The organism is Blastococcus saxobsidens DD2 (assembly GCF_000284015.1).
Classification (GTDB): Bacteria; Actinomycetota; Actinomycetes; order Mycobacteriales; family Geodermatophilaceae; genus Blastococcus; species Blastococcus saxobsidens_A.
In genome coordinates this window covers 4650757-4676675 of the sequence record NC_016943.1, presented here as the reverse complement: position 1 = coordinate 4676675, position 25919 = coordinate 4650757, and the positions used below count along the sequence as shown (strand labels likewise).

The following is a 25919-nucleotide window of genomic DNA, read 5'->3' as shown; positions in this document are numbered from 1 at the left end:
GGATTGCTCGCCGGCCGCGCGGTCAGGTCAGTACGTGCTCGCGTCACTGCGCCGTCCGGCGTAGCCGACGCCGGCCCGGGTGGCACTGACCACCATCGCGGCCAGCACGAGGCTCCACACCGCGAAGGCGCCCCAGATGCCGACCGCGCCGACGACGCCCACCAACGGCAGGTCGTCGGCCCGGCTCAGATAGGTCGCCGCGACCGCGTACATCCCCATCGGGAACACCATGCTCCACAGCGACGGCTCGTAGCGCAGTGGCACCCGGTGGGTGTGGTGCCGCCACCAGCCGGCGGCCACGAGGACCGGGATCAGCCACGTGCCGAACGCCCAGATGCTCACCGAGACGCCGGCGACCAGACCTCGCGTGGCCTCGACCATCGGCGTGTCGACCATCTCGACGATGCGTGCCCCGGCGAGCACGGTGATGGCGCTGGCGCCCATCGCCACCCAGTACGGCGGTGTGAGATCGGTGGGCCGCAGCTCGTAGATGAGCAGTCGAGCGGACACCATGACGCCGACGGCGGCATACAGGAACAGGCTCACCGACCACGAGAACACCGCCACCACCGCCAGCGCGTCGCGCAGTGCGGGCAACGCAGGCTGCAGCGTCGCGGCCGACGTGGAGACCGACTGTCCCGCCACCACCCAGATGAACCACGTGCCGTTGGCCTTCGTCAGCACCGGCCGTTCGGCCCGGCCCAGCACGGCGGTCCAGGGGATGACGTAGCCGAGCAACAGCCAGGCCATGAAGCCGACGCCCCCCAGGACTGCTGCGGCGGCATGGTGGCCGTCCATGGCGAGCCGGACGCCGAGGACGTTGCCGCCGGCGATGAAGGTGAAGAACCCGAAGCCGCGTGCGGGATCGAGGAAGTCCTCCCGCACAGCATCGCGGTAGGCGATCAACCGCCAGACGTTCAGCACCACGAGGACGACGAACGAGACGGCGCAGACGGCCAGCAGGAGCACCGACACGGCGACGTGCCCAGCCAGCCGCATCCCGACCGAGATGATCCCGCTCGCCATGACCAGGGCGAAGTAGCCCGGCGTCAGCCCGCGGACCGTTGCCCGTACGTCGCCGGGCCGGCGGTCTGGGGACCCGGCGTTCGCCACGTGTCCACGGTGCCGGAGGACGTCGGCTCTGGCCAGCGACGGCGGCGTGGCGACGTGGCCGGTGCATGTCTCAGCGGCTCGTGACGGACGTCATCCAGGGCCGGGAATCTCTTGCGCTCGTCGGCCGCTTCCACGAGTTTCGGCGTGGACCACCGCCGTCCACACCGCGGGGGACACGAGTCTCGCGACCGGAGGGATGCCGTACATGTGCGACCACTGCGGATGCCGTGAACTCACTCCCGTCGCCCGGCTGATGGACGAGCACGACCGGCTCCGCGAACTCAGCGAGCACATCCGCAGGCACCTCGCCGCCGGGGACGATGCCGCGGCCGGCGACCACTTCGCCGAACGGCTCGTCGTCCTGAGTCCGCACGTGGCCACCGAGGAGGGCTCGGCGTTCCCGATGCTGCGGAAGAGCGAGGAACTCGTCGCGCGTGAGCTGGCCGACGCCGAAGGGGCCGAGGCGCGGCGGGCGGGCGTCTTGCGCGTGCTGCACGACCTCGCCGAGCACATGTACATGGACGACTCGGCCTGTTCCCGGCCGCCCTCGTGACGCTCGGCGGTGCCCAATGGGATGCCGTGGACCGCTGGGCCGAGAGGCACCTGGGCGCGACGACCGCGGTCAGGGGTTGAGCGACGCAACTCCCGCCAGAGGTGGTGCTCGGCAGAGGGAGTGGCTGACCTCACTCCTCAAGATGTGTTGGAAGGGCGACGTACACGTCATCGCCCATGATCTCGGGGGGAAGGCTGCGACGTCTTTGATGGCCGGAGGGCCCAGCGCACGGCCGGTCCCGAAGTCGAACCGGGACCCGTGCATGTAGCACTCGATGGTGCCGTCCTCGACACTTCTGTCTTATTCCGTCATTACCAGCTGTTAGACCGCCTCCCGGAGCCTTCACTAAAGAACGGCACGAATGCTACCTTCAGGGTAGCTCGGGCCCCGCTTCGCGGGGCCCATCGGCGTTTCTAGGGGTGACTTGTTGGTCATTGTCGGGTGGCGTTGAGAATGCACGGTGGAATGAAGGTCTACGCCGGCGCACCGGCGGCTGCCCGGCACTACGTGGAGGCCGACCGCGGCCGGGCGGACGACTACTACCTCACCGAGGGCACCGGGATCGCCCGCCGCTTCACCGCCACGGATGGTCGCGTGGCCGAGCTGGCGCCTTTGACCGGCGACAGCTACGAGACGTGGGTGGCCGGCCGCAACCCGGAGACGGGTGAGCCGCGAGGGCAGCTGCGCGGCGACGAGCACGCCGTTCGGTTCGTCGAGGTGGTGGTCAACGGGCCGAAGACGTGGTCGCTGGCCGCCGCGCTGCACCCGGACATCGCGGAGGCGTATGAGGCGGCGCAGGACCGGGCCGCCGAGCAGATCATCGGCTGGCTCTCGCAGCACGCCACCACCCGGGTCGGCCCGCGCGGCGGACAGGTGCAGGTCCCGCTGGAGGTGCTGGAGGCGGCCACGGTGCGGCACTACACCTCCCGGGCGAACGACCCGCACTGGCACCTGCACCTGCAGCTGCTGTCCCGGGTGTTCGCCGCCGGGAGAAATGCGCGGCCTGCACACCGTCGGGGTCCGCGACTTCCTGGGCGCCGTCAACGGGATCGGGCACGCCGCGATGGCGTGTGACCCGGAGTTGAACGCCACCTTCGCCGCGCACGGCTACCGGAAGGACGGTACGGGAGAAATACGGGAGCTCGCCGAGTACACGGGTCCGTTCAGCGCACGGCACGCGCAGATCGCCCGGAATGTGGACCGCTACGAACGCGAGTGGACCGCGGCGCACCCCGGCGAATCCCCCGGCCCTGCGTTGCGCCGGACGTGGGATGCCCGGGCGTGGGCCGACGGCCGCCCGGACAAGGTCACTGCCCAGCCCGGGGTCGGGCTGGGCGAACGCTGGCGGACCGAGCTGTCCGCCCTCGGCTACCGCGACCCGGGCAAGCCGGTCGCCCTGGCGCCCACCCCGATCGGGGCGCTGGATCGAGACGAGCTGGTGCAGCGCGCGCTGACCCGGCTCGCGGCCGGGCGTTCGGCGTGGAACGCCGCCGACATCCGCGGCGAGGCCGAGCGGGGAATCGCCGCCGAAGGCGTCGTCGCCGACGCCGCGGTGCGCATCGAGCTGGCCGAAGACCTCACCGCCCGCGCGATGGACCGCTGCCTGCCGCTGCTGGACCGCGACGGGGTGCCCGAGCACATCCGGGCCTGGACCTCCCAGCCGGTGCTGGACGTCGAGGCCGACCTGACCGCCCGGCTCGCCGCCCGCGCCGCACTCGGCGTGCCGGGCACCGACCTGACCCTCCCGGTCGAGGGCGCGGCGCCCGCCGGCGGTCTGGATGCCGGTCAGGCCGCGGCGGTCGCCGCGCTGGCCGGTGACCGGCGGCTGGTGGTGGTCGAGGGCGCGGCGGGGGCGGGCAAGACCACCACGCTGGCCGCCACCCGCGGCCTGCTCGAGGCGCGGGGCCGCCGGCTGGTGGTGGTGACTCCCACCCGCAAGGCGGCCAAGGTGGCCGCCGGCGAGGTGGGGACGGCGGCCGGGTCCGCGGCGTCCCTAGCCTTCGGCCACGGCTGGCGCTGGAACGACGACGGGCGTTGGACCCGGCTCACCGCCGGCGAGGTCGACCCGGCGACCGGCCGGCTCTACGCCGGGCCGAGCGAGGCAGCGCGGCTGCGGCCCGGCGATCTGCTGCTGGTGGATGAGGCCGGCATGCTCGATCAGGACACCGCCCGCGCCCTGCTGACCGTCGCCGACGAGTGCCAGGTGCCGGTGGCGCTGCTCGGCGACCGGTACCAGTTGTCCGCGGTCGGCCGCGGCGGCGTCCTGGACCTCGCCATCAGCCAGGCCGACCCCGCGGCACATCTGACTCTCGACGCGGTGCACCGCTTCACCCGAACCGACGAGAAGGGCCGCACAACACCCGACACCGGCTACGCCGAGCTGACCCTGGCCATGCGTACCGGAGAGGACCCCGGCGCCGTCTTCGACGCCCTTCTCGCCCGCGGTCAGATCCAGCTGTTCCCCGACGCCGCCGCGCTGCAGGACACGATCGCGGCGACCGCCGCCTCGTCATATGCCGACGGCCGCCGGGTGGCCGTCGTGGTGGACACCCGCGACCAAGCCGCCGAGCTCAACACCGCCATCCGCGACCGGTTGATCGTCGCTGGCCGGGTCGATGACCGGACGGTGGCCGTCACCGGGGCCGGCGAGCGGATCGGCGCCGGGGACCGGATCGCCACCCGGCGCAACGACCGCCACCTCGACGTCGCCAACCGCGACGTCTGGGTGGTCACCGCCGTCGGCCGCCGCGGCGGGCTGCTCGTCACCCCCGCTGTCACCCCCACCGGCACCGTCCCCGGGAACGGGCCCGACAATGTCACCCCGGACCCGGGCGGGCGGCGGATACTGCCCGCGGACTACGTCACCGCGCACGTCGAGCTCGCCTACGCCTCCACCACCCACGGCGTGCAGGGCGACACTGTCACGGCGTCGCACGTGGTGGTCGGCGAGCACACCGGGGCGGCGTCGGCCTACGTCGGCATGACCCGCGGCCGGGAAACCAACACCGCCCACTTCGTCGCCGCCGACGCCGACGAGGCGCGGGAGCAGTGGCTCGCCGTGTTCGCCCGCGACCGGGCCGACCTCGGCCCCGCGCACGCCGCCGGGCTCGCCGCCGCCGAGGCCGCCCGCTACGCCCCATCCCTCCCGCTGGCCGACGTGCTGGTCGAGCTGCATGCGGCGTGGACGGCCGAGCAGGGCTGCCTTCAGCGACTCGCCTACTGGGAGCCGCAGCGCGACACGCTGCGCGAGGTGGTCACGCTCGAAGCTTCCCACGCCGGCGAACTGGCCAACCTCCAGGCCGCCCGTGAGCAGACGGCGATCACCGCCGAACAGGCCAAGCAGCAGGCCGCAGCCAGCGGCGCGGCCCTCACCGACCACGCCGACCGGGTCCGCGACACCCTCCTCGCTCGCTGGGACGGCGAACGCCCCGCTACACGCGCGGCGGCAAGGACCGTGCTCGACGGCCCAGGCCGGCTTGGACTCCGGCGAGGCGCGGTGGCCCGCGCCGTCGAGCAGCTCGCCGACTGGGCCGACCGGTGGCGCCCCCACGTTCCGTCCCTGCCCACCGACCCGACCGACCTCGCGAAGGTTGTCGACCGGCCCGACGACCGCCCGGCCCTGTGGAGGGCGCTCGACGACTCCGCCCACCGGGCCGCCGAACAGGCCCACCCCGAACACGCCCAGCTCCGCGCCGCAGCCGACACCGCCAGGAACGCGCACGAGCAGGCCCGGCTCGCACTGGCCGAGGCCGGCCGGCGGCGCGGCGAACGGCTCGACTCGTTCGGGTCCGCGGCCTGGACCCCCGACCCGGCCGGCCGGCTCACCGACCTCGACCGCGACATCGCCGCCACCCGCCAGGAGCTGACCGACGCCCGGGGACGCATCGCGGCCCTCACCGCCGAGCCGGCTCTCCGCGCCCAGCCGCCCGACCGGCTCGATCGCGAGCGCGAGACCTGGCGCACACAGCGCGCGGCCGGCCCCGACCAGCGCGGATCGACGCGACCGCGGCCGACCGCCCCGGGGCGGGACGTCCCCCGGCCCGAGACCGAGCGCCTCGGCCCGTCCCTCGCCCGGCGTGGCAGCGCCCCAGGCATCGGCCGATGAGCAGCGTGGCTCGGCCGGCGACCGGGCTCGGACAGCCGGGAGCAGGAGAACAACTGGAGGTTTTCGGCAGCATCTGGCGATCGGCTGTCAGTAGGAGCTCCGAATCGGCGCCTTCTCAGGTCACGGAGCCCAGCCCACCCGACCAGATCGGAGCCAGCCATGCCCGACCATCCCGCCAGCCACGAGCCCGAACTGCTCACCATCACCGAAGCCGCCGAGCTACTCCGTGCCCCGGTCGCCACCCTGCGGTACTGGCGCCACCTGGGCACCGGCCCCCGCAGCTTCCGCCTCGGCCGCCGCGTCCTCTACCGCCGCGGCGACCTCCAGGCGTGGGTCGAAGCGCAACTAGGTCGAGGCGCCACCGGATAGCGACCCGGCGAAGGGTCGCAATTCCGTGGGGTGCCGCCCTGATCTCGTCGGATCCGTTCGGCATGCTGCGTGCCGATCCGTTCCGTCCCCCAGAAGCGAAGACGCGGACCGAGCCCGGCCGCGTCTGAGACGTCGAGGAGTCAGTCATGGCGAGCGTCGAGAAGTTGGTCCGCAATGGGCGGACGACCTACCAGGCGCGGTGGCGAGACGACCAGGGCAGGCAGCGCAAGAAGTCGTTCGCCAGGAAGGGCGACGCCGATCGCCACGCGGCCACGGTCGAGGCGGACAAGGTACGCGGCACCTACATCGAGCCCTCGAAGATCACGGTCGCCGAGTACGCCCGGAGCTGGGCGGACACCCGCCCGCACCGGCCGACCACGGCACGACGGACCGAGATGATGATCCGGCTGCACATCGAGGGGACCCGTCTCGGTGGCCGCAAGCTCGCCGACGTGCGTCCGTCCGAGGTCCAGGCGTGGGCCACCGACCGGTCCAGGGTGCTGGCCCCGACCACCGTGCGACAGGCCGTGGGACTGCTCCGGAGCGTGTACGGGGCCGCAGTCCTCGACCGGCTGGTGGCCTCCTCCCCAGTCGTCCGCATCCAGCTCCCCCGCTACGAGAGGGAGCGGGTCCTGCCGCTGTCGGTCGACCAGGTCGCGGCACTCGCCCAGGCCATGCCGGAGCGCTACCGGGCCATGGTCCTCACCCAGGCCGGGCTCGGGCTCCGGATCGGCGAGCTGCTCGCCCTCCGCGTTCAGGACGTCGACTTCCTGCGCCGCACCGTGCGGATCGAATGGCAGTTCACCCAGGGGTCGAAGGGCGAGCGGAGCGAGCCGAAGACTCCCCGGTCGAGGCGGAGTGTCCCGCTGCCCCGGACGGTCGCTGACGCGCTGGCTGCGCACCTGGCGGCATACCCGGCGGCCAACGACGGGACAATCTTCACCACGGGCAAGGGCGCGCCGCTCGGCCACGTCTACTACGGCCACGACCTGATCGGTCGGGCGGTGACCGAGGCGGGGTTACCGAAGGGGACGACGAGCCACGACCTGCGGCATCACTACGCCAGCGTCCTGCTTGCCGCCGGCGAGTCGGTCGTGGCGGTCGCCGAGCGGCTGGGGCACGAGGACGCCTCACTGGTCCTCAGTACCTACGGGCACCTGATGCCGGACTCGGACGACCGGACACGGAGCGCCATCGACGCGGCGTGGGGCACAGCCGGCGCCTTGTGTGCCCCGGATGTGCCCCAGGACGCCCAGACGGTCCGCTAGTCGGTCAGCTCCACCACGACCGGGGCGTGGTCGCTGGCGCCCTTGCCCTTGCGCTCCTCGCGATCTACCAGGGCATTCGTCACCCGCGAGGCGAACGCGGGGGAGCCGAGCACGAAGTCGATCCGCATGCCCTCGCGACGGGGGAAGCGCAGCTGGGTGTAGTCCCAGTACGTGTAGACGCCCGGCCCGGGGGTGTGCGGACGGACCACGTCGGTGTACCCGGCGTCGACCACCGCCTGGAACGCCGCCCGTTCGAGTGCGGACACGTGCGTGGCGGAGCTGAACACCGACATGTCCCACACGTCGTCGTCCTGCGGCGCGATGTTCCAGTCGCCGACCAGGGCCACCGGCGTGGCGGGGTCCTCCGCGAGCCAGCCCGCCGCGGAGTCCCGCAGGGCGCCGAGCCACTCCAGCTTGTAGGTGTAGTGCGGATCGGCGAGCGTGCGGCCGTTGGGCACGTACAGGCTCCACACCCGCACGCCGCCGCAGGTGGCCGCCAGCGCGCGGGCCTCGCAGCTGGTGTCGTCGGCCCAGCAGGGCTGGCCGGGGAACCCGAGCGTGACGTCGTCCAGGCCGACCCGCGACAGGATCGCCACGCCGTTCCACTGCGAGTGGCCGACGTGCGCCACCTCGTACCCGAGGGCGGAGAACACCATCTCCGGGAACTGGTCGTCCCGGCACTTCGTCTCCTGCAGCGCCAGCACGTCGACGTCGTGCCGCTGCAGGAAGGCCGCGACCCGGTCGGCGCGGGTGCGGATCGAGTTCACGTTCCAGGTCGCCAGGCGCACGGGCACCGAGCTTACGGAGGCTCCCGGGCGGCCTGCCTCACCCGCCCGACACGCCGTGTCCCCGGATCGGGCGGCCGGAGGCGCCGGAACGGCCGCCGGCCCACCGACCTGGCGAAACGGTGGGAAGATGTCCTGATGACGAGGCCACGGCGGACGGGAGCGGCATGACCGCCGAGGCGACGCCCCCGGCCCCGGACGGCGGGGCGGGGGCTTCCGGGACGGGCGGCCCGCGGTCCGCGCGCAGCTTCCGTGCCGCGCTGGGGTGGACCGTGCTCGGTGCCCTGGTCCCCGGGACAGGCCTGCTGGCCGCCGGCCGCCGGTGGCTGGGCGCGGTCGTGCTGGCCGTGTTCCTGCTGCTCGTCGCCGGCGGTGCCTGGCTGGCCACCGGTGGGCGCCGGTTCGCCGCGCGCACGGCCGTGGACACCGACGTCCTGCTCTGGGCCACGGTCGGCCTCGGCGTGCTCGTGCTGCTGTGGATCGTCGTGGTGGTCGCCGGCTACCGGATGCTCGTGCCGCCGCGCACCCCCGGCGGCCGGCACGCCGTCGGCGGGCTGGTCGTCGCGGTCCTGGTGGCGGCCATCGCCGCCCCGGCGCTGTTCGCGGGGCACCTGGCCCTCACCTCGCGGGACCTCATCGACGGCGTCTTCGCCGACGGCCGCAGGTCGGCCACCGTGCCCGAGACCGCCGACCCCTTTCCCAGCAGGGAGCGGGTGAACGTCCTGCTGCTCGGTGGGGACGGCGGGGAGGGGCGGGAGGGTGTCCGCACCGACACGGTCATCGTCGCCAGCATCGACACCGACACCGGGGACACGGTCCTGTTCAGCCTGCCGCGCAACCTGCAGGACCTGCCCTTTCCCGAGGACAGCCCGCTGGCCGAGGTCTACCCCGACGGGTTCGACGCCGGAAGCGAGAGCGAGAGCCTGCTCAACGCCGTGTACCGCAACGGGCCGGCCTGGTACCCCGACGTCCTCGGCCCCACCGACGACCCCGGTGCCGACTTCCTGAAGCTCGGGGTCGGTGAGGCGCTGGGCCTGCGGATCGACTACTACGTGCTGGTGAACCTGGAGGGGTTCAGCCGGCTGGTCGACGCGCTCGGCGGTATCACCGTGAACGTCAACTACTACGTCCCGATCGGCGGCGAGCCGACGCTGGGCATCTTCCCCGACGCCTACATCGCCCCGGGCCCGGACCAGCACCTGGACGGCGCCACCGCGCTGGACTTCGCCCGCGGCCGCTTCGGCCTGACCGATTACGACCGGATGGCCCGGCAGCGCTGCGCCATCTCCGCGATCGTGGACGCCGCCGACCCGATGACGGTGCTGCAGCGCTACCAGGAGCTGGCCGCCACGACCGAGGACATCGTCCGCACCGACATCCCGCGCTCGGTGCTCGACGACTTCGTGGATCTCGCGTTCCTGGTCCAGGACGCCGAGATCCGCAGCGTCGTGTTCGACGACACGGTGATCGATCCGGCGTACCCGGACTACGACCGGATCCGGGAGTTCGTGGACGAGGCGCTCGGCCCGTCGTCCGCGTCGCCGTCGCCGTCGCCGTCGCCCCCACCGGCGTCCCCGCCGTCCCCGCCGTCCCCGCCGTCCGACGGAGAGCGGGCCGAGCCGCCGGCCGTCGACCCGGTCACCGACATCGCCGACGCCTGCGCCTACGATCCGGTCCGCGCCGCCGAGGCCCGTGCCGAGGGGCAGCCGCCGACCCGCCAGGGCTGAGCCCCGGGGGCCGCGGCCCGGGTGCGGGAGCGGAGAATAACCGTGTGCCCGCCGCCGTCGTAACCCCCGTCAACTCCGTCGACGACGCGCTCCGCGGGGAGCTGCTGCGCTGCTGGGTGGACGTCACGAACGCAGGGGGCTCCGTCGGGTTCGTGCCGCCGGTGACCGAGGACGACGTCACCCCGCTCCTGGACAAGCTGCTGGAGGGGGTCCACTCCACCCGCGACGTGCTGGCGCTGCTCACCGTCCGCGGCGACGTCGCCGGTTTCGCCAGCGTCGTCGGCTCGCTGAGCCCGCTGCGCCGCCACTGGGGCACCGTGCTGCGGGTGCAGGTGCACCCCTCGCGCCAGGGTGCGGGCCTCGGCCGGGTGCTCATGGACGGGGTGCACCGGATCGCCCGTGAGCGGGGCTGGGAGTTCCTCCACCTGACCGCTCGCGGCGGCACGGGCCTGGACGCCTTCTACCGGGGCCTGGGCTACCAGGAGGTCGGCCGGCTGCCCGGTGCGATCCGGGTCGCTCCCGGTGACGACCGCGACGAGATCGTGATGGCCTGCCGGCTGTAGGCGTCGCGCCGGAGGCCCTCCGTCAGACTTGGATGGGAACCTCCCCCTTGGCGGCCATGCGGGCCCGCATCCGCTCGCGGCTCGCCACGAACCTGGTGGCCTCGGCGTCGAGACCGATCAGGAACGCGGCCAGCTGCTCACGGGCCTGCTCGCCCTCGGGCCCGAAGTCGCTGCGCTCGAAGACCTTCCAGGTGCGCAGGATCGGGCTGACCACCTCGTCGTGGTGCAGGCGCAGGTCGTAGATACCGGCCTTCGCGATGATCGTCGAGTTCTTCCGGAAGTTGGCCATGTTCGCGCCCGGCATCTCGAAGTTCATGACCTCCTTGGCCACGGCCTTCATCATCTCGTCCGGGTCGATGTCGAACGCCGCGGTCACCAGGTTCCGGTAGAAGATCATGTGCAGGTTCTCGTCGGTCGAGATCCGGGCCAGCAGCTTGTCCGCGATCGGGTCGCCGGTGGCCTTGCCGGTGTTGCGGTGCGACACCCGGGTCGCGAGCTCCTGGAACGAGACGTAGGCGACGGCCTCGAGCGGGGTCTTGTCGCCGGAGTCGTAGCCGGTGGTCATGTAGTCCATCCGGGCTCGCTCGAGCTCGACCGGGTCGACCCCGCGGGTGACGACGAGGTAGTCGCGCAGCGCGACGCCGTGCCGTCCCTCCTCCGCCGTCCAGCGGCCGACCCACTGGCCCCAGGCGCCGTCCCGGCCGAAGCGGGTGGCGATCTCGCGGTGGTAGCTGGGCAGGTTGTCCTCGGTCAGCAGGTTCACGAACATCGCGGCCTTGGCCGTGGCGTCCAGCCGGGACTGCTCGGGCGACCAGTCCTCACCACCGAGGAAGGCGAAGTTCCGCCCCTCGTCCCAGGGGACGTAGTCGTGCGGATGCCATTCCTTCGCCATCCTGACGTGCCGGTCGAGGTTCTCCGCGACCACGGGCTCGAGCTCGGTCAGCACGGCTGCCTGCGGGGACGTCTGGGGCATGGGGACCTCCGGGTCGACTCGACCTGCGTCGTCGTAACCTACGCCGACGTAGCCTTCGGTCGTGCTCGTACGGCAGTTCCCCGTTCGGCCTGCCGCTACCCCTCGTCCGCCGTCGCTGATCGCCGCGCGGGCCGGTTTGGCAGGGTGAGCGCATGGCCGACCCGCCCTCCGGCACCCCCGTCTCCCGCAACGCCCGCCGCGAGCGCCTGGCCGGACTGCTCGTCCTCGGCGTCGCCCTCGTGCTCCTCGTGTCGTCACCGACCTGGTTCGCCAGCGACCAGGCCGCGGTGGGGATCGGCCAGCTGGTGCTGGCCCTCGCGCTCGGGGCCGTGGGCGGCTTCCTCGTCCGGCGGTCCGGGCGGGGCTGAGCGCCCGGACCGTGGCCGTGACCCGGTCGCGACGTGGCGGCTCCCGCCGGACCGCCGTTGCGACCTGCCGTGATGCGCACCACACTCGCCAGGACGCCCGACGGGCGGTGGACGGAGGAACCGGTGAAGCTCGACAAGCAGGAGTTGGTGCGCATGCTGCGCACCGAGGGGGACAACGACACGGCCGACCAGGTGGCGGAGCGGTTCGCCGACCAGATCGACACGGATCGGGACGGTGACGCGCTGGCCGCGGTGGGCCTGGACCGCACGCAGCTCATGAGCAAGCTGGCCGGCGGCGGGTTCGGGAGCACGCTCACGCCCTGACGGCGGCCCCTGCGGGCAGGCGCAGACGCCGCCGACCTCGCCGCACGGTCGCGGTCCTCGCGGTACAGCACGAGGACGGCGACGCGACGGTGAGGCCGGCGGACGGCGGCGGAGGAGCCGCCACATCGCTCAGCCGGTGTAGGGGCGCTCCCGGGCGAGCTCCTCCTTGGCCACGCCGCGGATGTGCACCGCGTCGGGGCCGTCGACGATCCGCAGCGTGCGAGCGCTGGCGTAGAAGCGGGCCAGGACGGTGTCGTTGCTGACGCCGGCCCCACCGTGCACCTGGATCGCCCGGTCGATCACGTCGAGGGCCACCTTCGGGGCGGCGACCTTGATCGCGGAGATCTCCGTGCGGGCGCCCTTGGCGCCGTACTTGTCGATCAGGTCGGCGGTCTTCAGCACGTAGAGCCGGGCCTGGTCGATCTCGATGCGCGAGAGCGCGATGGCCTCTCGCACGGTGCCCTGGTCGGCCAGTGGCCGGCCGAACGCCACCCGGTTCTTGCTCCGCTCCACCATGAGCGCCAGCGCCCGCTCGGCCATGCCGATGGCCCGCATGCAGTGGTGGATCCGGCCCGGGCCCAGCCGGGCCTGGGCGATCATGAAGCCGTCACCCTCGCCGGACAGGATGGAGCTGGCGGGCACGCGGACGTCGGTGAACCGCAGCTCGGAGTGGCCGTGCTGGTCCTGGTACCCGAACACGGGCAGGTGCCGGATGATCTCCAGCCCAGGGGTGTCGCGGGGGACGAGGATCATCGACTGCTGCCGGTGCGGGGGGCCGTCGGGGTCGGTCTTGCCCATCACGATGAAGATCTCGCAGCGCGGGTCGGCCGCACCGGAGGTCCACCACTTGCGACCGTTGATGACGTACTCGTCGCCGTCGCGCACGATCGACGTCTGGATGTTGCGGGCGTCGGAGCTGGCCACGTCGGGCTCGGTCATCGCGAACCCGGAGCGGATCTCGCCCTCGAGCAGCGGGTTGAGCCACCGCTCCTTGTGCTCGGGCGTGCCGAACAGCATGAGCGTCTCCATGTTGCCCGTGTCGGGCGCCCCGACGTTCATCGACTCGGGGGCGATGGCCGGGGACCAGCCGGTGATCTCCGCGAGGCTGGCGTACTCGAGGTTCGAGAGGCCGCCCACCTCGTGGTGGAAGAGGTTCCAGAGCCCGCGCTTGCGGGCCTCGACCTTGAGCTCGTCGATGACGGGCGGGTGCTCGTGGTTGTCGTGGCCGCGTTCGGCCCGCCATGCCTCGTACACCGGCTCCGCGGGGAACACGTGCTCGCGCATGAAGTCCCACGCGCGTGCGCAGACGTCCTCGGCCTTGGCGGAGAGAGCGAAGTCCATACCGGGCAACGTAGCGCCGGACGTGACCGTCGTCGCACCGGGGTCTCCGGGGCCGCGTCAGACGGGGGGAGCCGGGCCCCGCCGTCCCCGGGGGGACGACGGGACCCGGCTCCTGCGGGTGGCCGTGTCAGACGGCCGGTACTGCGGGCGTCAGGCGCGCGTACGGCCGGAGACGGCGTCGCGGACCGGGCCCAGGGCGATGACCAGGCCCGCCGCAGCGGAGAGGATGTGCAGGACGTTGTCCGCAGCGTTGATGCTCAGGAAGTCCCACTCCTCGCCGATGGCGATGAGGCCGTAGATGAACGCGGCCCCGTAGCCGATCGCGAGCAGCCATCCGTAGGTCCGCGCGCCGGCCAGCGTGCGCGAGAGCGCGATGCCGGCGATGCCGATCAGGATGTGCACGACGTTGTGCATGCCGTTGATCTCGAACCAGAGGATGTGGTCCTCGGTGTTGTGCGCGAAGAAGTCGTCGAACCCGGTGATGAAGAAACCGACGATCCCGACGAGCAGGTAGATGACGCCGAACGCGAGCGCCCCCATCTGCGGCCAGGTCATGCCCCGTCGGTCCGCACCGGTGTTGCCGGCTGCTGCAGACATCGTTGTCCTCCCATGGTGGTCGACCCGCCAGATCCTGGCGGGGGCTGCGCGAGAGCTACCCGAGCCGGAACAGGAGTAACGGTCGTCCCCCGTCCGGGCGACGGGTGTGTCCGAACCGACACCTGCCGGCAGCCGCTGCGGGAATCCCTCGACCGGTCTTCGTTCGCGACCGCCCCCGCGGATTCACCACGGCGGCGCACGTACCCCCGGAAGGGCACGTCGGTGGGCTCGTCAGGGCGCCTCCGCGTCGGCCGGGGACCGGGCGCGGGAGGCTCAGCCGGGGCGGGGGGTCGGCTTCGGCCGGCGGACGACGAACGGGCCGATGGCCAGCAGGTCGACCGGTGCGGAGCCGAAGCACTCGAGGGCGTCCCGCGGGTCGTCGACCATCGGGCGCCCGGCGGTGTTCAGGCTGGTGTTGACCACGACGGGCAGCCCGGTGCGGCGCTCGAAGGCCGAGATCATCCGGTGCACCAGCGGGGATGCCTCCGGGTCGATGGTCTGGATCCGCGCCGTCCCGTCGACGTGGGTGACCGTGGGGACGCGGTCCCTCCACTCCGGGGCCACGTCGTGCACGAAGAGCATGTACGGCGAGGGGATCGGCCCGCGGCTGAAGATCTCCGGAGCCCGCTCCAGCAGCACCATGGGCGCCACCGGGCGGAACTGCTCGCGGCCCTTGACGTCGTTCATCCGCTCCAGGTTCGCCTCGTAGCCGGGGTGGGCCATGAGCGACCGGTGGCCCAGGGCCCGCGGGCCGTACTCGCTGCGGCCCTGGAACCAGGCGACGATGCCGTTGTCGGCGAGCACCTCGGCCACCGTCTCCGCGACGTCGTCGGGGCGCTCGTAGTCGATCGCCGCGGTGATGAGCACCTGCTCGATCTCGTCGTCGCTCCAGCCGCGGCCCAGCGCCGCGCCGGGCATCGGCTGGGTGTCCTCGCCGAGCTCGCGGGCCACGTGCAGGGCGGCGCCCAGGGCGGTGCCGGCGTCGCCGGCGGCCGGCTGCACCCACACCTGCTCGAACGGGCTCTCGGCGAGGATGCGGGTGTTGGCCACGCAGTTGAGCGCGGTGCCACCGGCCATCGTCAGTGTGCGGTCGCCGGTCTGCTCGTGCACCCAGCGGGCGAGGTCGACCAGCACCTCCTCCAGGCGCTGCTGCACCGAGGCGGCGAGGTCGGCGTGGTCCGCGGTCCAGTCGTCGCCCTTGCCGAGGCGGGGGGCGAACTCGGCGAAGTCGATCTCCTCGGTGCGGAAGCCGCCGTCGTCGGTGGCGCGGATCAGCTCCGACAGCTCGCCGACGAAGCGCGGCTTGCCGTAGGAGGCCATCGCCATCACCTTGAACTCGTCGGAGCTGCGCAGGAAGCCCAGGTGGTCGGTGAGGTCCTCGTACAGCAGGCCGAGCGAGTGCGGCAGCGACTGCCCGGCGAGCACCTCCAGCCGGCCGTCGACGTAGCGGCCGGCCAGGTGGCTGTGCGCCTCGCCCCGGCCGTCGAGCACGAGCACGGAGTTGTTCCGCTGCGGCGCGGCCAGCCCGGCCGAGGCGGCGTGGGCGACGTGGTGCTGCACGAACCGCACCGTGGCCGGGTCCAGGCCCGGGAGTGCGTGGGCCAGGAAGTCCGGCGCCATCTCGGCGTACTTCTTGCGCATGACGTCGCCGTCGTCGAAGAGGCCGGTCTCCTCCGGCGTGGTCATCAGGCCGGGGTCGAAGGAGTAGGCGACGGCGTCGAGCTCCTCGGGGCGGATGCCGGCCTCCTTCAGGCACCACGCCGCCGACAGCTCGGGCAGCTCCCAGGCGCTCCAGGGGAGCGGGCGCTTGCCGTGCTTGCGCCGGCTGAACCGCTCCTCCTCCGCCGCCGCGACGACCTTCCCGTCGACGACGAGCGCCGCCGCGGGGTCGTGGTAGATCGCGTTGATGCCGAGGACCTTCACGCGTGCACTCCTTCTCCTGGGTTGGTGCCCGTCTGCTCCAGGCGTCGACCCACCGTCCTGCTGATGATCATGAACCCGGCGGCGCCGTCCCGCAGGTCGAGCGGCCGCCCGTCAAGGCCTCACCCGCGCGGGTGCAGCAGGTCCTGCTCGAGGACGGCGGAGAGCGCGAGGGTCTTGTAACCGACCTCCTCGAACAGCACGGTGATCCGGTCGTCCTCGACCCGCATCACGATCCCGGGGCCCCACTCGCGGTGCTCCACCGGCGTCTCCACCGGGAACGGGGTGTCCTCGTCGGCGTCGGAGTGCTCCGAGGCGGTCCCGGCCGAGCAGTTGTCGCAGTTGCCGCAGGGCTCGTCCAGCTGCTCGCCGAAGTACCCGAGCAGGAACTGGCGCCGGCAGTCGGTGGTCTCGGCGTAGCCGCGCATCATCTCCACCCGGCTCTGGTCGACCTTCTCGTGGTGCTCGGCGAGCTCCCGGGCCGCGGCGGCCGCCTCGCCGGGCGCGGGGGCGCCCTCGGCGGGGTGCGCCGCCCCGTCCTCGTCCAGGACGACGGCGGAGACCTGCTCCAGGAGGTTCAGGTCGCGGGCCAGGGGAGTGGCGGCGCGGCCGGTCTCCTTGCGCAGGGTCGGGACGTCGACGCCGTCCGCCAGGCCCGCGGCCGGGGCGGCGGCGACCAGACCGGCGACCTGCTGCAGCTCCTCCTCGGCGGGCGCGCCCGCGGCGAAGAACCGGCGCAGGCCGAGGTCCTCCTGGCGGTAGACCAGGACGGCCAGCGCCGGGTCGCCGTCGCGGCCGGCCCGGCCGATCTCCTGGTAGTAGCTGTCGACCGAGTCGGCCGGCTCGGCGTGGACGACGAACCGCGTGTCGGGCTTGTCGATGCCCATGCCGAAGGCGGTGGTGGCGACGACGACGTCGAGCTCGTCCTCCATCCAGGCCCGCTGGGTCTCCTCGCGGTCGGACTTCTTCAGCCCGGCGTGGTAGTGGCGGGCGCGCAGCCCGCGCCCGGCCAGCTGCTCCGCGATCTCCTCGGCGCCCTTGCGGGTCGCGCTGTAGACGATGCCCGGGCCGCGCCCCTCCCCGAGCTCGGCGAGCACCCGGTCGAGCACCCCCTGGTCCTTGCTGTGCGCGTCGGCGTAGTGGTCCACCTCCAGCCGGATCCCCGGCCGGTCGAACCCGGCGACGACGACCTCGGACTTCCGCATGCCCAGCTGCTCGACGATCTCGGCGCGCACCGGGGGAGCGGCGGTGGCGGTGAGCGCCAGCACGGTGGGGTGGCCGAGCTGCTCGATCACGCCGCCGAGCCGCAGGTAGTCGGGGCGGAAGTCGTGGCCCCAGGCGGAGACGCAGTGGGCCTCGTCGACGACGAACAGCGCCGGCTCCGCCTCGGCGAGCGTGTTGACGACCTCGGGCTTGGTCAGCTGCTCCGGGGCGAGGAAGAGGAAGCGGACCGTTCCGTCACGGATCCCGTCGAGGGCCTCCCGCTGGTCGCCGGCCGACAGGCTGGAGTTCAACTGGGCGGCCCGGCCGGCCCGGTCCTCGAGTTCGGTCAGCCGCTCCACCTGGTCGCGCTGCAGCGCGATGAGCGGGGAGACGACGATGACCGGGCCGTCGAGCAGCTGCCCGGCGACCTGGTAGATCGCCGTCTTCCCGGCCCCCGACGGCAGGACGGCGAGGGTGTCGCGTCCGCCGACGACGGCCTGCATCGCCCGCTCCTGGCCCGGGCGGAAGTCCTCGTGGCCGAGGACGTCCCGGGCGAACTCCCGGATGCGGCGGGTGCGGACGGAGGCGGAGCCGCCGGCGGGGTTGTCCTTCGTGGGGGAGGCCGTCACCGGCTGCCTCTCCCCGGTGCGCCGGCACGGCAAACGCCGACGCTGGTCACCCGGCGACGGTCACCCGAGCGCCGACCGCAACATAGGTGGACCTGGCCCGGGCGCCAAGCAACGGGACGGCGACGCTCGTGTCGACCGCCACGACGGAGCTCACCGCCGGCCGGAGTCGATCAGGTGGAAGACGTCGTCGTCGTCGATGGTGGTGTCGCCCGTGACGACGAGCGCCCCCTCCTCCTCGACCAGGCGGGCGGTGCGTCCGGTCGGGACCAGCGTCAGGCCTGACCCGTAGCGCGAGATGTCGACGGTGGACCCAGCGCGCAATCCCAGCGCATCCCGGAGGGGCTTGGGGACGACGATGCGCCCGACCGAGTCGACCGTTGCCTCCACTGGGAAGACGCTACCAGTGGGATCCCCAGCGCGGGGCGGTCCGAACACAGCGCTCACTGCGGGACCGCATCCCGGCCGGATCCCAGATCCGCCGCGTCGGCGGCGAGCCTGCCGGCGTGCCAACCACGAGCGTTCCAGGCCCTGGTCGTGATGGCATGGGTGGTCGGGAACAACTCGTCGAAGACCTCGTCCACCGCCTCCCGTCGCTCCCGCATGATCGGCACGAGTGCCGCGCCTCGACTCGACTCCGCCGCCTGGGTCGCCTCGCTCCGCGCCTCCTCCAGCCGCTCCCGGATCCGCGCCGCGTAGGAGATCAGGAACGAGCGCCGGAAGGACGGCGCGCGCGTGCCCGGGCCACCGGCCCTGCCGGCTGCGCCGAGTGCCCGGGTCGCCTGGACGAGCAGCGAGGTGAAGAGCACGTCGATGAGGTCGAGATCGACCGGCAGCCCGACCACCGTCGCGATGCCGAGCGACTCGAGGTAGATGACCCGCACGCCGTTCGCCGATCCGACCGCGTCCAGCAGCCGCAGCTTGGCCTCGGGATAGGGGTTCTCCAGGTGTACTCGCCGGGAGCTGACCTCGTCGGTCAGCGATCCGCCACGTTCGGCGTCCAGCACCGCCTCGTCCACCGCGTAGCGGGTCATCAGCTCCTGCGCCTTCGCGGTGAGCGCGTCCGCCTCTTCCGGGTAGTCGGTGCCCTCCGCCTTCGCCAGCAGCCCCCGGATCCGGCCGAGCACCCGCGGGTCGGCATGGTGCGCTCCGGACCGGACCTTGGGCGCCGTCCGCCGGCCGGCCACGTGCCGCCACTGCGACGGCGGTGGGCACAGCCGCGGCAGCTCCCCGCGCCCGGCCAGCAACCGCAGCAGCCGTAGGGCCTCGGCCCAAGCGTCGGCAGCCGCAAGTCGCTCGCCTCTCCCCCAGGCGGAGATCAGCGCCGCCGGAGGATCGTCGGGGAGCTCGAGCCCGAGCAGCTGCGCCCGCCATTCCTCCGGGGCGAGCGAGGCCACGTCGGCGAGCTGTGCCTGGCGGGCGATCGCGGCCAGGGCGAGCCGGGTCATGCGGGGGCGGCCCTGCCGGCGCACGACGTGCGCGACGTCCGCCGGTTGCCAGCCGTGCTCCCACAGCGAGTCCAGCAGCGTCATGAGCAGGCGCGTCAGGTGACCATGGCTGTCCACCTCGGGATCGAGGGCGGCCAGGTCCGCGCAGACCCGGGTGAGTCCTTCTTCGTCGGGCGCCTCCGCCCCCTGGGCGAGCAACCGGGCGACCCGGCGTTCCGTGTTCTGCGCCGCCGAGACGTGCTGCGTCCACAGCAGCTCCGGTTGATCCGCCGCCTGCGCCGCCTGCGCGGGCCTCCGCCCGGCCCGCTCCTGCTCCTTGCGCTTGCGAGCCGCCCGTCGCTGCGCCGCCGTCTTCGCCATGCGGCCATGCTTCCCGACCGGCGAGGTGCCAGGCGAGCCGTGGTGCGAACCTGTGGACGGAGTACGGCGACCCGTACGGGTCTGTCCACGCTGTCGAGGACGAGGAGGGGCCGATGACCGGTGGCCGGCGGCTCATCGGCCGCGGGGGGCGCACCGATCAGGTGGTCGTGATCGTCGTCGCCCTGCTGGTCCTGGCCGGCGGCTGGTGGGCGCGGGCGCGGTGCCTGGGCGGCGGCTGGGCCGACGGGGAGCAGTACTACGGGTACTGCTACTCCGACGTCGCTCCGCTGTGGTTCATCCGCGGGCTGGACGAGGGCGCGGGCCCCTACGGGGCCGATCCGCTGGAGTACCCGCCGGTGCTCGCCGTCCGCATCTGGCTGGCCGCGGTCCTCGCGCACGCCCTGCCGGGCACCGCCACGGTGACCACGTTCTTCGCCGTCAACGGCCTGATCGTCGTGGCGGAGGTGCTCGGGGCCCTGGCCCTGCTGCGGCGCCTCGGCCTGTCCCCGGTCCGGCTGCTGTGGTGGGCCGCCGCGCCGGCGCTCTTCCTCTACGCCTTCTACAACTGGGACACCCTGCCGGTCCTCCTGCTGCTCGGGGCGGTGCTGCTCCACCAGCGGGGCCACCACACCGCCTCCGGCCTCCTCGCCGGACTGGGCGCGGCGGCGAAGGTCTTCCCGGGGTTCCTGGTGCCGCTGGTCGTCCTGGCGCTCCTGGCCCGACGCCGGCCGCGGGCCGCCCTGCTGCACGCCGGCACCGCGGCGCTGGTCTTCGTCGCGGTGCACGTGCCCGGCTACCTGCTGGCCCCGGGGGCCTGGGACCGCTTCTACGAGGTGAGCCGCAGCCGGGGCATGCACGTCGACAGCCTCTGGTACCTGCTCGCGCAGCTGGGCGGCCCGGAGCTGGACCGGGGCGCGCTCGGCGTCGTCAGCCTGCTGGTGTTCGCCTCCGGCGCCGTCGGAGTCGTCGCGCTCGGGGTGCGCCGTCGTCGCCCCGAGGACTGGTGGCAGCTGCTGCTGCCGGTGCTGGTCTGCTTCGTGCTGGCCAACAAGGTCTACTCCCCGCAGTACACGCTGTGGCTGGTGCCGCTCATGGCCCTGGTGCTGCCCCGGGCGGCCCCGTTCGTGGCCGTGGTGCTGAGCGACGTCCTGGTGCACGCGGTGGAGTTCCCGTTCCTCGCCGGCCGGGCCGGCTACGGCGACGGGCTGCCCTATCCGGTGATGGGCGTGGCCGTGGCCCTGCGGGCCGCCGCCCTGGTGTGGGTGGCCGTCGAGGTGCTGCGTCGGCCGGCGGAGTCACCGCCAGGAGGGCAGCCAGTACCGGAGGTCCAGCGAGTCCCGGTCCAGCGGGATCCCTAGCCAGATCGGGGCGAAGAAGGCGAAGGCGGCCACCGCCAGCACGGCCAGCGCGGCCCCGACGAGGCGTGGCTTCGGTCCCACCTGGACGGCCCGCACGAGGCCGAGGGCGATGAACGGCACCGCCGGGACGAGGTAGAAGAAGTAGCCGGGCTTGCCGGCGGCCAGCCAGGGGACCCAGAGCAGGGCGAGCGGGACGAGGATCGTGGCCGCGACCCCGTCCCGGCGGACGGCGGACCGCCACAGCAGGACCGGATAGGCGATCAGGGCGGGCCACCAGAGCGCGGGGCTCCCGACCAGCGTGATGCGGGCGGCCGTTCCCGGCGGGACCTCGCACTCCCCCGCCTCCTGCTGCGCCGACGTGCAGCTCTCGGCATAGACGAGCACCGGTCGCTCCAGCCACGCCCAGCCGGCGGGGTCGGAGCGGTAGGGGTGGGTCGCCTCGAGTTCCTGGTGGTAGCGGACGAGGTCGACCTGGTTCTCCCACCACGTCTCCAGCCGGTCCCCGGGGCCGGCCGCGCAGTCGCCGGCCTCGCAGGCGCGTGACCCGGCGTAGCTGTCCGCGTAGTGGGCGAACCAGCCGGCGTGGGCGGCCACGTAGACGGCGGCGGGGAGGACGACGAGGCTCAGTCCGCCACCGGCGGCGACGACGGCCGCCCGGCGCGTGCCCCGCCGCAGGCCCTCGCCGCGGGCGGCCAGTTCCGTGCCCAGCACCAGCAGGCCCGCGGCGGCGATGGCCAGCAGCCCCGACCACTTGGTCGCGACCGCCAGCCCCAGCGCCAGCCCCGCCAGCCACCGGTACCGGGAGCCCAGGAGGGACCGGCTCAGCGGCTCGTCGGGCCCGCGCGCGTGCCGCCGGGCGTCCCGGTCGAGCAGGACGAGCCAGAACGCGAGGACGACGAACAGCCCCAGCGTGGCGTCCAGCATGGCCATGCGGCTGGTCGTCACCGCCAGGCCGTCCAGCGCCACCAGGAGCGCCGCGAGGGCGGCCGGCGCGGTGCGCCGGAACAGCCGCAGGCCGCACAGGTGGACCAGCAGGACGGTCAGCGACCCGGCCACGGCGACGCCGATCCGCCAGCCGAACGGCGTGTAGCCGAACACCTGGATGCCGAGGGCGATGACCCACTTGCCCAGCGGGGGGTGGGCCGGACGCTCCTCCTCCACGCCGCGGGTGACGTAGTCCAGGCCGTCCCGGCCGTAGTACTTCTCGTCGAAGAACAGCCGGTCGGGGTCGCCGAGGTCCCACAGCCGCACGGCCGCGGCCAGGCCCAGCAGTACGAGCGGTACCACCCACGTCGACTGCGGGCGGCGCCAGGAGGCGCCGCCCGCGGTCTGCTGCTCCGCCGAAACGGCGGTGCTCACCCGGTCAGTCGATGATCTCGTCGTCCTCGGCGTCGGGCTCGACGAACTCGGTCTCGGTCTCCACGACCTCGACCTCGGTCTCGGTCTCGACGACCTCGGTCTCGACGTCGACCTCGGTCTCGGTCGGCTCGAGGGTCTCGGTGACCTCGGTCTCGATCTCCTCGGTCTCGGTGACCTCCTCGGTGACCTCGACCTCCACGGTGCCGTCCTCCTCCCCGCAGGCCGCGAGGCCGAGGGCGAGGAAGCCGGAGAAGGACGCTGCGGCGATGCCGCGGGTGAGCCTGTTCATGTCGTACCCCTGTCACGTTCGGTTGTCGGCGGAACTCTTTCCATGTCCGCTGGGGGCCCGGCTACACGGCCCGACCTCGTAACGAATTGGTCACAACGATGTCGTGCGGCGGGGGTGCGGCGGCCGATTGCCCCGCACCTGCGGCTGGAACTGTGCTAAGACTCCGCAGGAGCGGGACTATGCTGGATCCGTGCCTCCCGATTACCGGATCGCCGAAGCAGCCGCGTTGCTCGGTGTGAGTGACGACACGGTGCGCCGCTGGATCGACGCGGGGCGGCTGACGGCCTCCCGGAGCGGCGGCGGGCCGGCCGTCGTCGACGGCGTCCAGCTGGCCCGGGTGGCGACGGAGCTGCGCGACGCCCCGCAGCCCGGGACGACGCCGTCGTCGGCCCGCAACCGGCTCACCGGGATCGTCACCCGCGTGGTGCGCGACACCGTGATGGCCCAGGTGGAGCTGCAGGCCGGGCCGTTCCGGCTGGTCTCGCTGATGTCGCGGGAGGCCGCCGACGAGCTGGGGCTGGAGCCGGGGGTGCGGGCGGTGGCCACGGTCAAGGCGACCCAGGTGAGCGTGGACGTGCCGTGAGGCGGTCGTTCCTGGCGCTCACCGCGCTGGCCCTGGTCTCCGGCTGCAGCGGGAACGGCGGGCACGAGGACGGCGGCGGCACGGTCACCGTCCTCGCCGCGGCCTCCCTGGCCGACGTCTTCGACCGGCTGGCCGAGCGCTTCCGGGCGGAGAACCCCGGCGTCGACCTGCGGATCAGCTACGGCGGCAGCGACGGCCTGGCCGCGGCGGTCACCCAGGGCGCGCCGGCCGACGTCTTCGCCGCCGCCGCCGAGGAGCAGATGGCCGTGGTCACCGGGGCGGGTCTGGCCTCGGAGCCCGAGATCTTCGCCGGCAACGTCCTGACGATCGCGGTGCCCGAGGGCAATCCGGCGGGGATCACGGGCCTGGCCGATTTCGCCCGGGAGGACCTGACCCTCGCCGTCTGCGCGCCCGAGGTGCCCTGCGGGGCGGCGGCGGAGGAACTGCTCGGGATCGCCGGCGTCCAGGCCCGTCCGGACACCTACGAGGAGGACGTGCGGGCCGCCCTGAACAAGGTGGGGCTGGGCGAGGTGGACGCGGCGCTGGTCTACGCCACCGACGTCGCCGCGCGCCCGGACCGGGTGGACGGCGTGGAGGTGCCCGAGGCGGACTCGGTGGTCAACGACTACCCGGTCGCCGTCCTCGACGACGCCCCCAACCGGGCGGCGGCCCGGGCCTTCGTAGAGCTGCTGCTCTCCGACGTGGGGCAGCAGGTGCTCACCGAGGCCGGGTTCCGCGCGCCGTGAGCCGATCGCCGGAGGGCACCCGGGTCCCGGCACCGCTGCTCCTCCCCGCTGCCCTCGGGGTCGCCTTCCTGGTGCTGCCGCTCCTCGGGCTCCTGGTGCGCACGCCGTGGTCGCAGCTGGGGGCCCAGCTCGCCGCCCCCGGCGTCGGTGCGGCGATCCGCCTCTCCCTGGTGTCGGCCACCCTGGCCACCGCGCTGTCGCTGCTGCTCGGCGTCCCGCTGGCCTGGGTGCTGGCCCGATCCCGCGCCCGTGGGATGGCGGTGCTGCGCGCGGTGGTGACCGTGCCGCTGGTCCTGCCGCCGGTCGTGGGCGGCGTCGCGCTGTTCCTGGTGCTCGGGCGGCAGGGCGTCGTCGGCGCCTGGCTCGACCAGGCCTTCGGCATCACGATCCCCTTCACGACGGCGGCCGTGATCATCGCCGAGACGTTCGTGGCCATGCCGTTCCTCGTGATCAGCGTCGAGGGCGCCCTGCGCGCCGCCGACAGCCGCTTCGAGGACGTCGCGGCCACCCTCGGCGCCGGCCGCTGGACGACCTTCCGCCGGGTGACGCTCCCGCTGGTGGCCCCGGGCGTGGCCGCCGGCGCGGTGCTGTGCTGGGCGCGGGCGCTGGGCGAGTTCGGCGCCACCATCACGTTCGCCGGCAACTTCCCCGGCACCACCCAGACGATGCCGCTGGCGGTCTACCTGGCGCTGCAGCGCGATCCCGAGGCGGCGGTCGTGCTCTCCGTCGTCCTGCTGGCCGTCTCGCTGGCCACCCTGCTGCTGCTCCGCGACCGCTGGCTCGGCCGGGGGGCGGCGTGAGCGAGCGTGCGAGCTCACCAGGGGGTACAGCAGCGCCGCGAACGCGGCCGACGAGCGCCAGCGAGGAGGGCCCGTGAGCGTCGACGCGTCGGTCGACACGGTCCGGGGCAGCCTCCGGCTGCAGGTCGAGCTCACCGTCGCCGACGGGGAGGTGCTGGCCCTCCTCGGCCCGAACGGCGCCGGGAAATCGACGTTCGTCCGGATCCTCGCCGGGCTGCTGCGCCCCGACCGCGGCCGGGTCGTCGTCGACGGCGAGGTCTGGGACGACGGCGTCACGTTCGTCCCCGCGCACCGCCGGGGGCTGGGCATGGTGTTCCAGGACGCGCTGCTGTTCCCGCACCTGAGCGTGGCCGACAACGTCGCGTTCGGGCTGCGCACCCGCGGCACCCGCCGCGGAGCCGCACGGGAGAGGGCGACCGATTGGCTGGCCCGCGTCGGGCTCGAAGGGCTCGGGGACCGGCGCCCGGCGGAGCTCTCCGGCGGCCAGGCGCAGCGCGCGGCCCTGGCCCGGGCGCTGGTCGGCGACCCGTCGCTGCTCCTGCTCGACGAGCCGCTCTCGGCCCTGGACGCGCGCACCCGGCTGGCCGTGCGGGCCGAGCTGCGCCGGCACCTCGCCGGGTTCGCCGGGAGCACGGTGCTGGTCACGCACGACCCGGTGGACGCGCTGGCGCTGGCCGATCGGGTCGTCGTCGTGGAGGAGGGGTGCGTCGTGCAGACCGGCACGCCGGTCGAGGTCAGCCGCCGTCCCCGGACCGACTACGTGGCCCGGCTGGTCGGGCTGGCGCTGCTGCCCGGCACCGGGGACGGCACGCTGGTCCGGCTCGACGGCGGCGGCACGGTGGCCGTGGCGGAGGAGACGTCCGGCCCGGTGTTCGCCGCCGTCCGGCCCGAGTCCGTGGCGCTGTACTCCACCCGGCCCGAGGGCAGCCCGCGCAACGTGTGGCCGGCCCAGGTGGTGGGGGCCACCCCGCACGGCGCCACGGTGCGCTGCGAGCTGGCCGGTGAGGTGCCGCTGGTCGCCGACGTCACCGCCGCGTCGTTCGCCGAGATGGGGCTGGCTCCGGGCGCCGAGGTGTGGGCGAGCGTCAAGGCCTCCGAGGTCGCGGTCTATGCGCGCTGATCCTCGCGCGGCAGGGCTGGG

At 73.5% G+C, this 25919-nt stretch carries 23 protein-coding genes and 2 pseudogenes; 13 read left to right on the top strand and 12 right to left on the bottom strand.

The features are described from left to right. Positions 1 to 27: 27 nt before the first annotated feature. Positions 28 to 1113, bottom strand: coding sequence for a tellurite resistance/C4-dicarboxylate transporter family protein (locus tag BLASA_RS22195; RefSeq protein ID WP_014378518.1), 1086 nt, complete (start codon positions 1111 to 1113; stop codon positions 28 to 30). 205 nt (positions 1114 to 1318) lie between these two features. Here BLASA_RS22195 and BLASA_RS22190 point away from each other — a divergent pair, with 205 nt between their 5' ends. Further along, positions 1319 to 1666 carry a hemerythrin domain-containing protein gene (locus BLASA_RS22190; protein WP_166486629.1) on the top strand — a complete coding sequence of 116 codons (348 nt, stop codon included), beginning with the start codon at positions 1319 to 1321 and terminating at the stop codon, positions 1664 to 1666. A 69-nt stretch (positions 1667 to 1735) separates the two neighbouring features. On the opposite strand, the pseudogene BLASA_RS26625 reads toward BLASA_RS22190, so the two are convergent. Further along, positions 1736 to 1945: pseudogene (locus BLASA_RS26625) on the bottom strand (hypothetical protein); the annotation flags it as partial. A 186-nt stretch (positions 1946 to 2131) separates the two neighbouring features. Between BLASA_RS26625 and mobF the strand changes: the two are divergent. From mobF to BLASA_RS22175, 3 genes and pseudogenes are all read left to right on the top strand, one after another. Beyond that, positions 2132 to 5771 (top strand): annotated as a pseudogene (gene mobF, locus BLASA_RS22185) (MobF family relaxase). A gap of 159 nt (positions 5772 to 5930) precedes the next feature. Continuing rightward, on the top strand, positions 5931 to 6140 hold the full coding sequence (locus BLASA_RS22180; protein ID WP_014378514.1) for a helix-turn-helix transcriptional regulator: 210 nt from the start codon (positions 5931 to 5933) through the stop codon (positions 6138 to 6140). Positions 6141 to 6286: 146 nt separating this feature from the next. Next, entirely contained in the window at positions 6287 to 7408 is a 1122-nt protein-coding gene (locus BLASA_RS22175) for a tyrosine-type recombinase/integrase (RefSeq protein ID WP_014378513.1), read from the top strand. Here the strand turns inward: BLASA_RS22175 and BLASA_RS22170 are convergent. After that, the gene (locus BLASA_RS22170; protein WP_014378512.1) at positions 7405 to 8196 is read right to left on the bottom strand and encodes an exodeoxyribonuclease III; all 792 of its coding nucleotides are present in this window, start codon (positions 8194 to 8196) and stop codon (positions 7405 to 7407) included. The genes BLASA_RS22175 and BLASA_RS22170 overlap by 4 nt on opposite strands. A 164-nt stretch (positions 8197 to 8360) precedes the next feature. Here BLASA_RS22170 and BLASA_RS22165 point away from each other — a divergent pair, with 164 nt between their 5' ends. Further along, on the top strand, positions 8361 to 9920 hold the full coding sequence (locus tag BLASA_RS22165; RefSeq protein WP_014378511.1) for an LCP family protein: 1560 nt from the start codon (positions 8361 to 8363) through the stop codon (positions 9918 to 9920). 44 nt (positions 9921 to 9964) lie between these two features. Then, a complete protein-coding gene (locus BLASA_RS22160) occupies positions 9965 to 10483 on the top strand; it encodes a GNAT family N-acetyltransferase (protein WP_014378510.1) in 519 nt (172 codons plus the stop codon). 22 nt (positions 10484 to 10505) lie between these two features. On the opposite strand, the gene BLASA_RS22155 is transcribed toward BLASA_RS22160, so the two are convergent. Next, a complete protein-coding gene (locus tag BLASA_RS22155; RefSeq protein ID WP_014378509.1) occupies positions 10506 to 11456 on the bottom strand; it encodes an acyl-ACP desaturase in 951 nt (316 codons plus the stop codon). Positions 11457 to 11608: 152 nt separating this feature from the next. Here BLASA_RS22155 and BLASA_RS22150 point away from each other — a divergent pair, with 152 nt between their 5' ends. Next, positions 11609 to 11824, top strand: a complete 216-nt coding sequence (locus BLASA_RS22150; protein WP_014378508.1) for a hypothetical protein — start codon at positions 11609 to 11611, stop codon at positions 11822 to 11824. A gap of 123 nt (positions 11825 to 11947) precedes the next feature. After that, positions 11948 to 12148: a hypothetical protein gene (locus tag BLASA_RS22145; RefSeq protein WP_014378507.1), complete on the top strand. Its 201-nt coding sequence runs from the start codon at positions 11948 to 11950 to the stop codon at positions 12146 to 12148. A 129-nt stretch (positions 12149 to 12277) separates the two neighbouring features. On the opposite strand, the gene BLASA_RS22140 is transcribed toward BLASA_RS22145, so the two are convergent. From BLASA_RS22140 to BLASA_RS22115, 6 genes are all read right to left on the bottom strand, one after another. After that, positions 12278 to 13489 (bottom strand): acyl-CoA dehydrogenase family protein, encoded by a 1212-nt coding sequence (locus BLASA_RS22140; RefSeq protein WP_014378506.1) that lies wholly within the window; start codon positions 13487 to 13489, stop codon positions 12278 to 12280. Between the two features lie 150 nt (positions 13490 to 13639). Then, positions 13640 to 14086 (bottom strand): DUF4383 domain-containing protein, encoded by a 447-nt coding sequence (locus BLASA_RS22135; RefSeq protein WP_014378505.1) that lies wholly within the window; start codon positions 14084 to 14086, stop codon positions 13640 to 13642. A 273-nt stretch (positions 14087 to 14359) separates the two neighbouring features. Continuing rightward, positions 14360 to 16009, bottom strand: coding sequence for a carbamoyltransferase (locus tag BLASA_RS22130; RefSeq protein WP_014378504.1), 1650 nt, complete (start codon positions 16007 to 16009; stop codon positions 14360 to 14362). 119 nt (positions 16010 to 16128) lie between these two features. Beyond that, positions 16129 to 17838, bottom strand: coding sequence for a RecQ family ATP-dependent DNA helicase (locus BLASA_RS22125; protein ID WP_014378503.1), 1710 nt, complete (start codon positions 17836 to 17838; stop codon positions 16129 to 16131). Positions 17839 to 17988: 150 nt separating this feature from the next. Next, a complete protein-coding gene (locus BLASA_RS22120) occupies positions 17989 to 18225 on the bottom strand; it encodes an AbrB/MazE/SpoVT family DNA-binding domain-containing protein (RefSeq protein WP_014378502.1) in 237 nt (78 codons plus the stop codon). A gap of 53 nt (positions 18226 to 18278) precedes the next feature. Beyond that, the gene (locus tag BLASA_RS22115; RefSeq protein ID WP_014378501.1) at positions 18279 to 19643 is read right to left on the bottom strand and encodes a DUF2786 domain-containing protein; all 1365 of its coding nucleotides are present in this window, start codon (positions 19641 to 19643) and stop codon (positions 18279 to 18281) included. 113 nt (positions 19644 to 19756) lie between these two features. Between BLASA_RS22115 and BLASA_RS22110 the strand changes: the two genes are divergently transcribed. Further along, positions 19757 to 21001 carry a glycosyltransferase family 87 protein gene (locus BLASA_RS22110; protein ID WP_014378500.1) on the top strand — a complete coding sequence of 415 codons (1245 nt, stop codon included), beginning with the start codon at positions 19757 to 19759 and terminating at the stop codon, positions 20999 to 21001. Here BLASA_RS22110 and BLASA_RS22105 read toward each other — a convergent pair. Both BLASA_RS22105 and BLASA_RS22100 read right to left on the bottom strand, forming a co-directional pair. Next, complete coding sequence (locus tag BLASA_RS22105) at positions 20939 to 22360, bottom strand: phospholipid carrier-dependent glycosyltransferase (RefSeq protein ID WP_014378499.1); 1422 nt, start codon at positions 22358 to 22360, stop codon at positions 20939 to 20941. The genes BLASA_RS22110 and BLASA_RS22105 overlap by 63 nt on opposite strands. A gap of 4 nt (positions 22361 to 22364) precedes the next feature. After that, positions 22365 to 22649, bottom strand: a complete 285-nt coding sequence (locus BLASA_RS22100; RefSeq protein WP_014378498.1) for a hypothetical protein — start codon at positions 22647 to 22649, stop codon at positions 22365 to 22367. Between the two features lie 190 nt (positions 22650 to 22839). Between BLASA_RS22100 and BLASA_RS22095 the strand changes: the two genes are divergently transcribed. The 4 genes from BLASA_RS22095 to BLASA_RS22080 all read left to right on the top strand — a co-directional run bounded on the left by BLASA_RS22095 (position 22840) and on the right by BLASA_RS22080 (position 25898). Further along, entirely contained in the window at positions 22840 to 23232 is a 393-nt protein-coding gene (locus BLASA_RS22095) for a TOBE domain-containing protein (protein WP_014378497.1), read from the top strand. Next, positions 23229 to 23978, top strand: coding sequence for a molybdate ABC transporter substrate-binding protein (gene modA, locus BLASA_RS22090; protein WP_014378496.1), 750 nt, complete (start codon positions 23229 to 23231; stop codon positions 23976 to 23978). Before BLASA_RS22095 ends, modA begins: the two co-directional genes overlap by 4 nt. Beyond that, positions 23975 to 24778 carry an ABC transporter permease gene (locus tag BLASA_RS22085; RefSeq protein WP_014378495.1) on the top strand — a complete coding sequence of 268 codons (804 nt, stop codon included), beginning with the start codon at positions 23975 to 23977 and terminating at the stop codon, positions 24776 to 24778. The genes modA and BLASA_RS22085 overlap by 4 nt, the downstream gene beginning before the upstream one ends. Before the next feature lie 73 nt (positions 24779 to 24851). Continuing rightward, positions 24852 to 25898, top strand: coding sequence for an ABC transporter ATP-binding protein (locus BLASA_RS22080; RefSeq protein WP_014378494.1), 1047 nt, complete (start codon positions 24852 to 24854; stop codon positions 25896 to 25898). Positions 25899 to 25919: the final 21 nt, after the last annotated feature.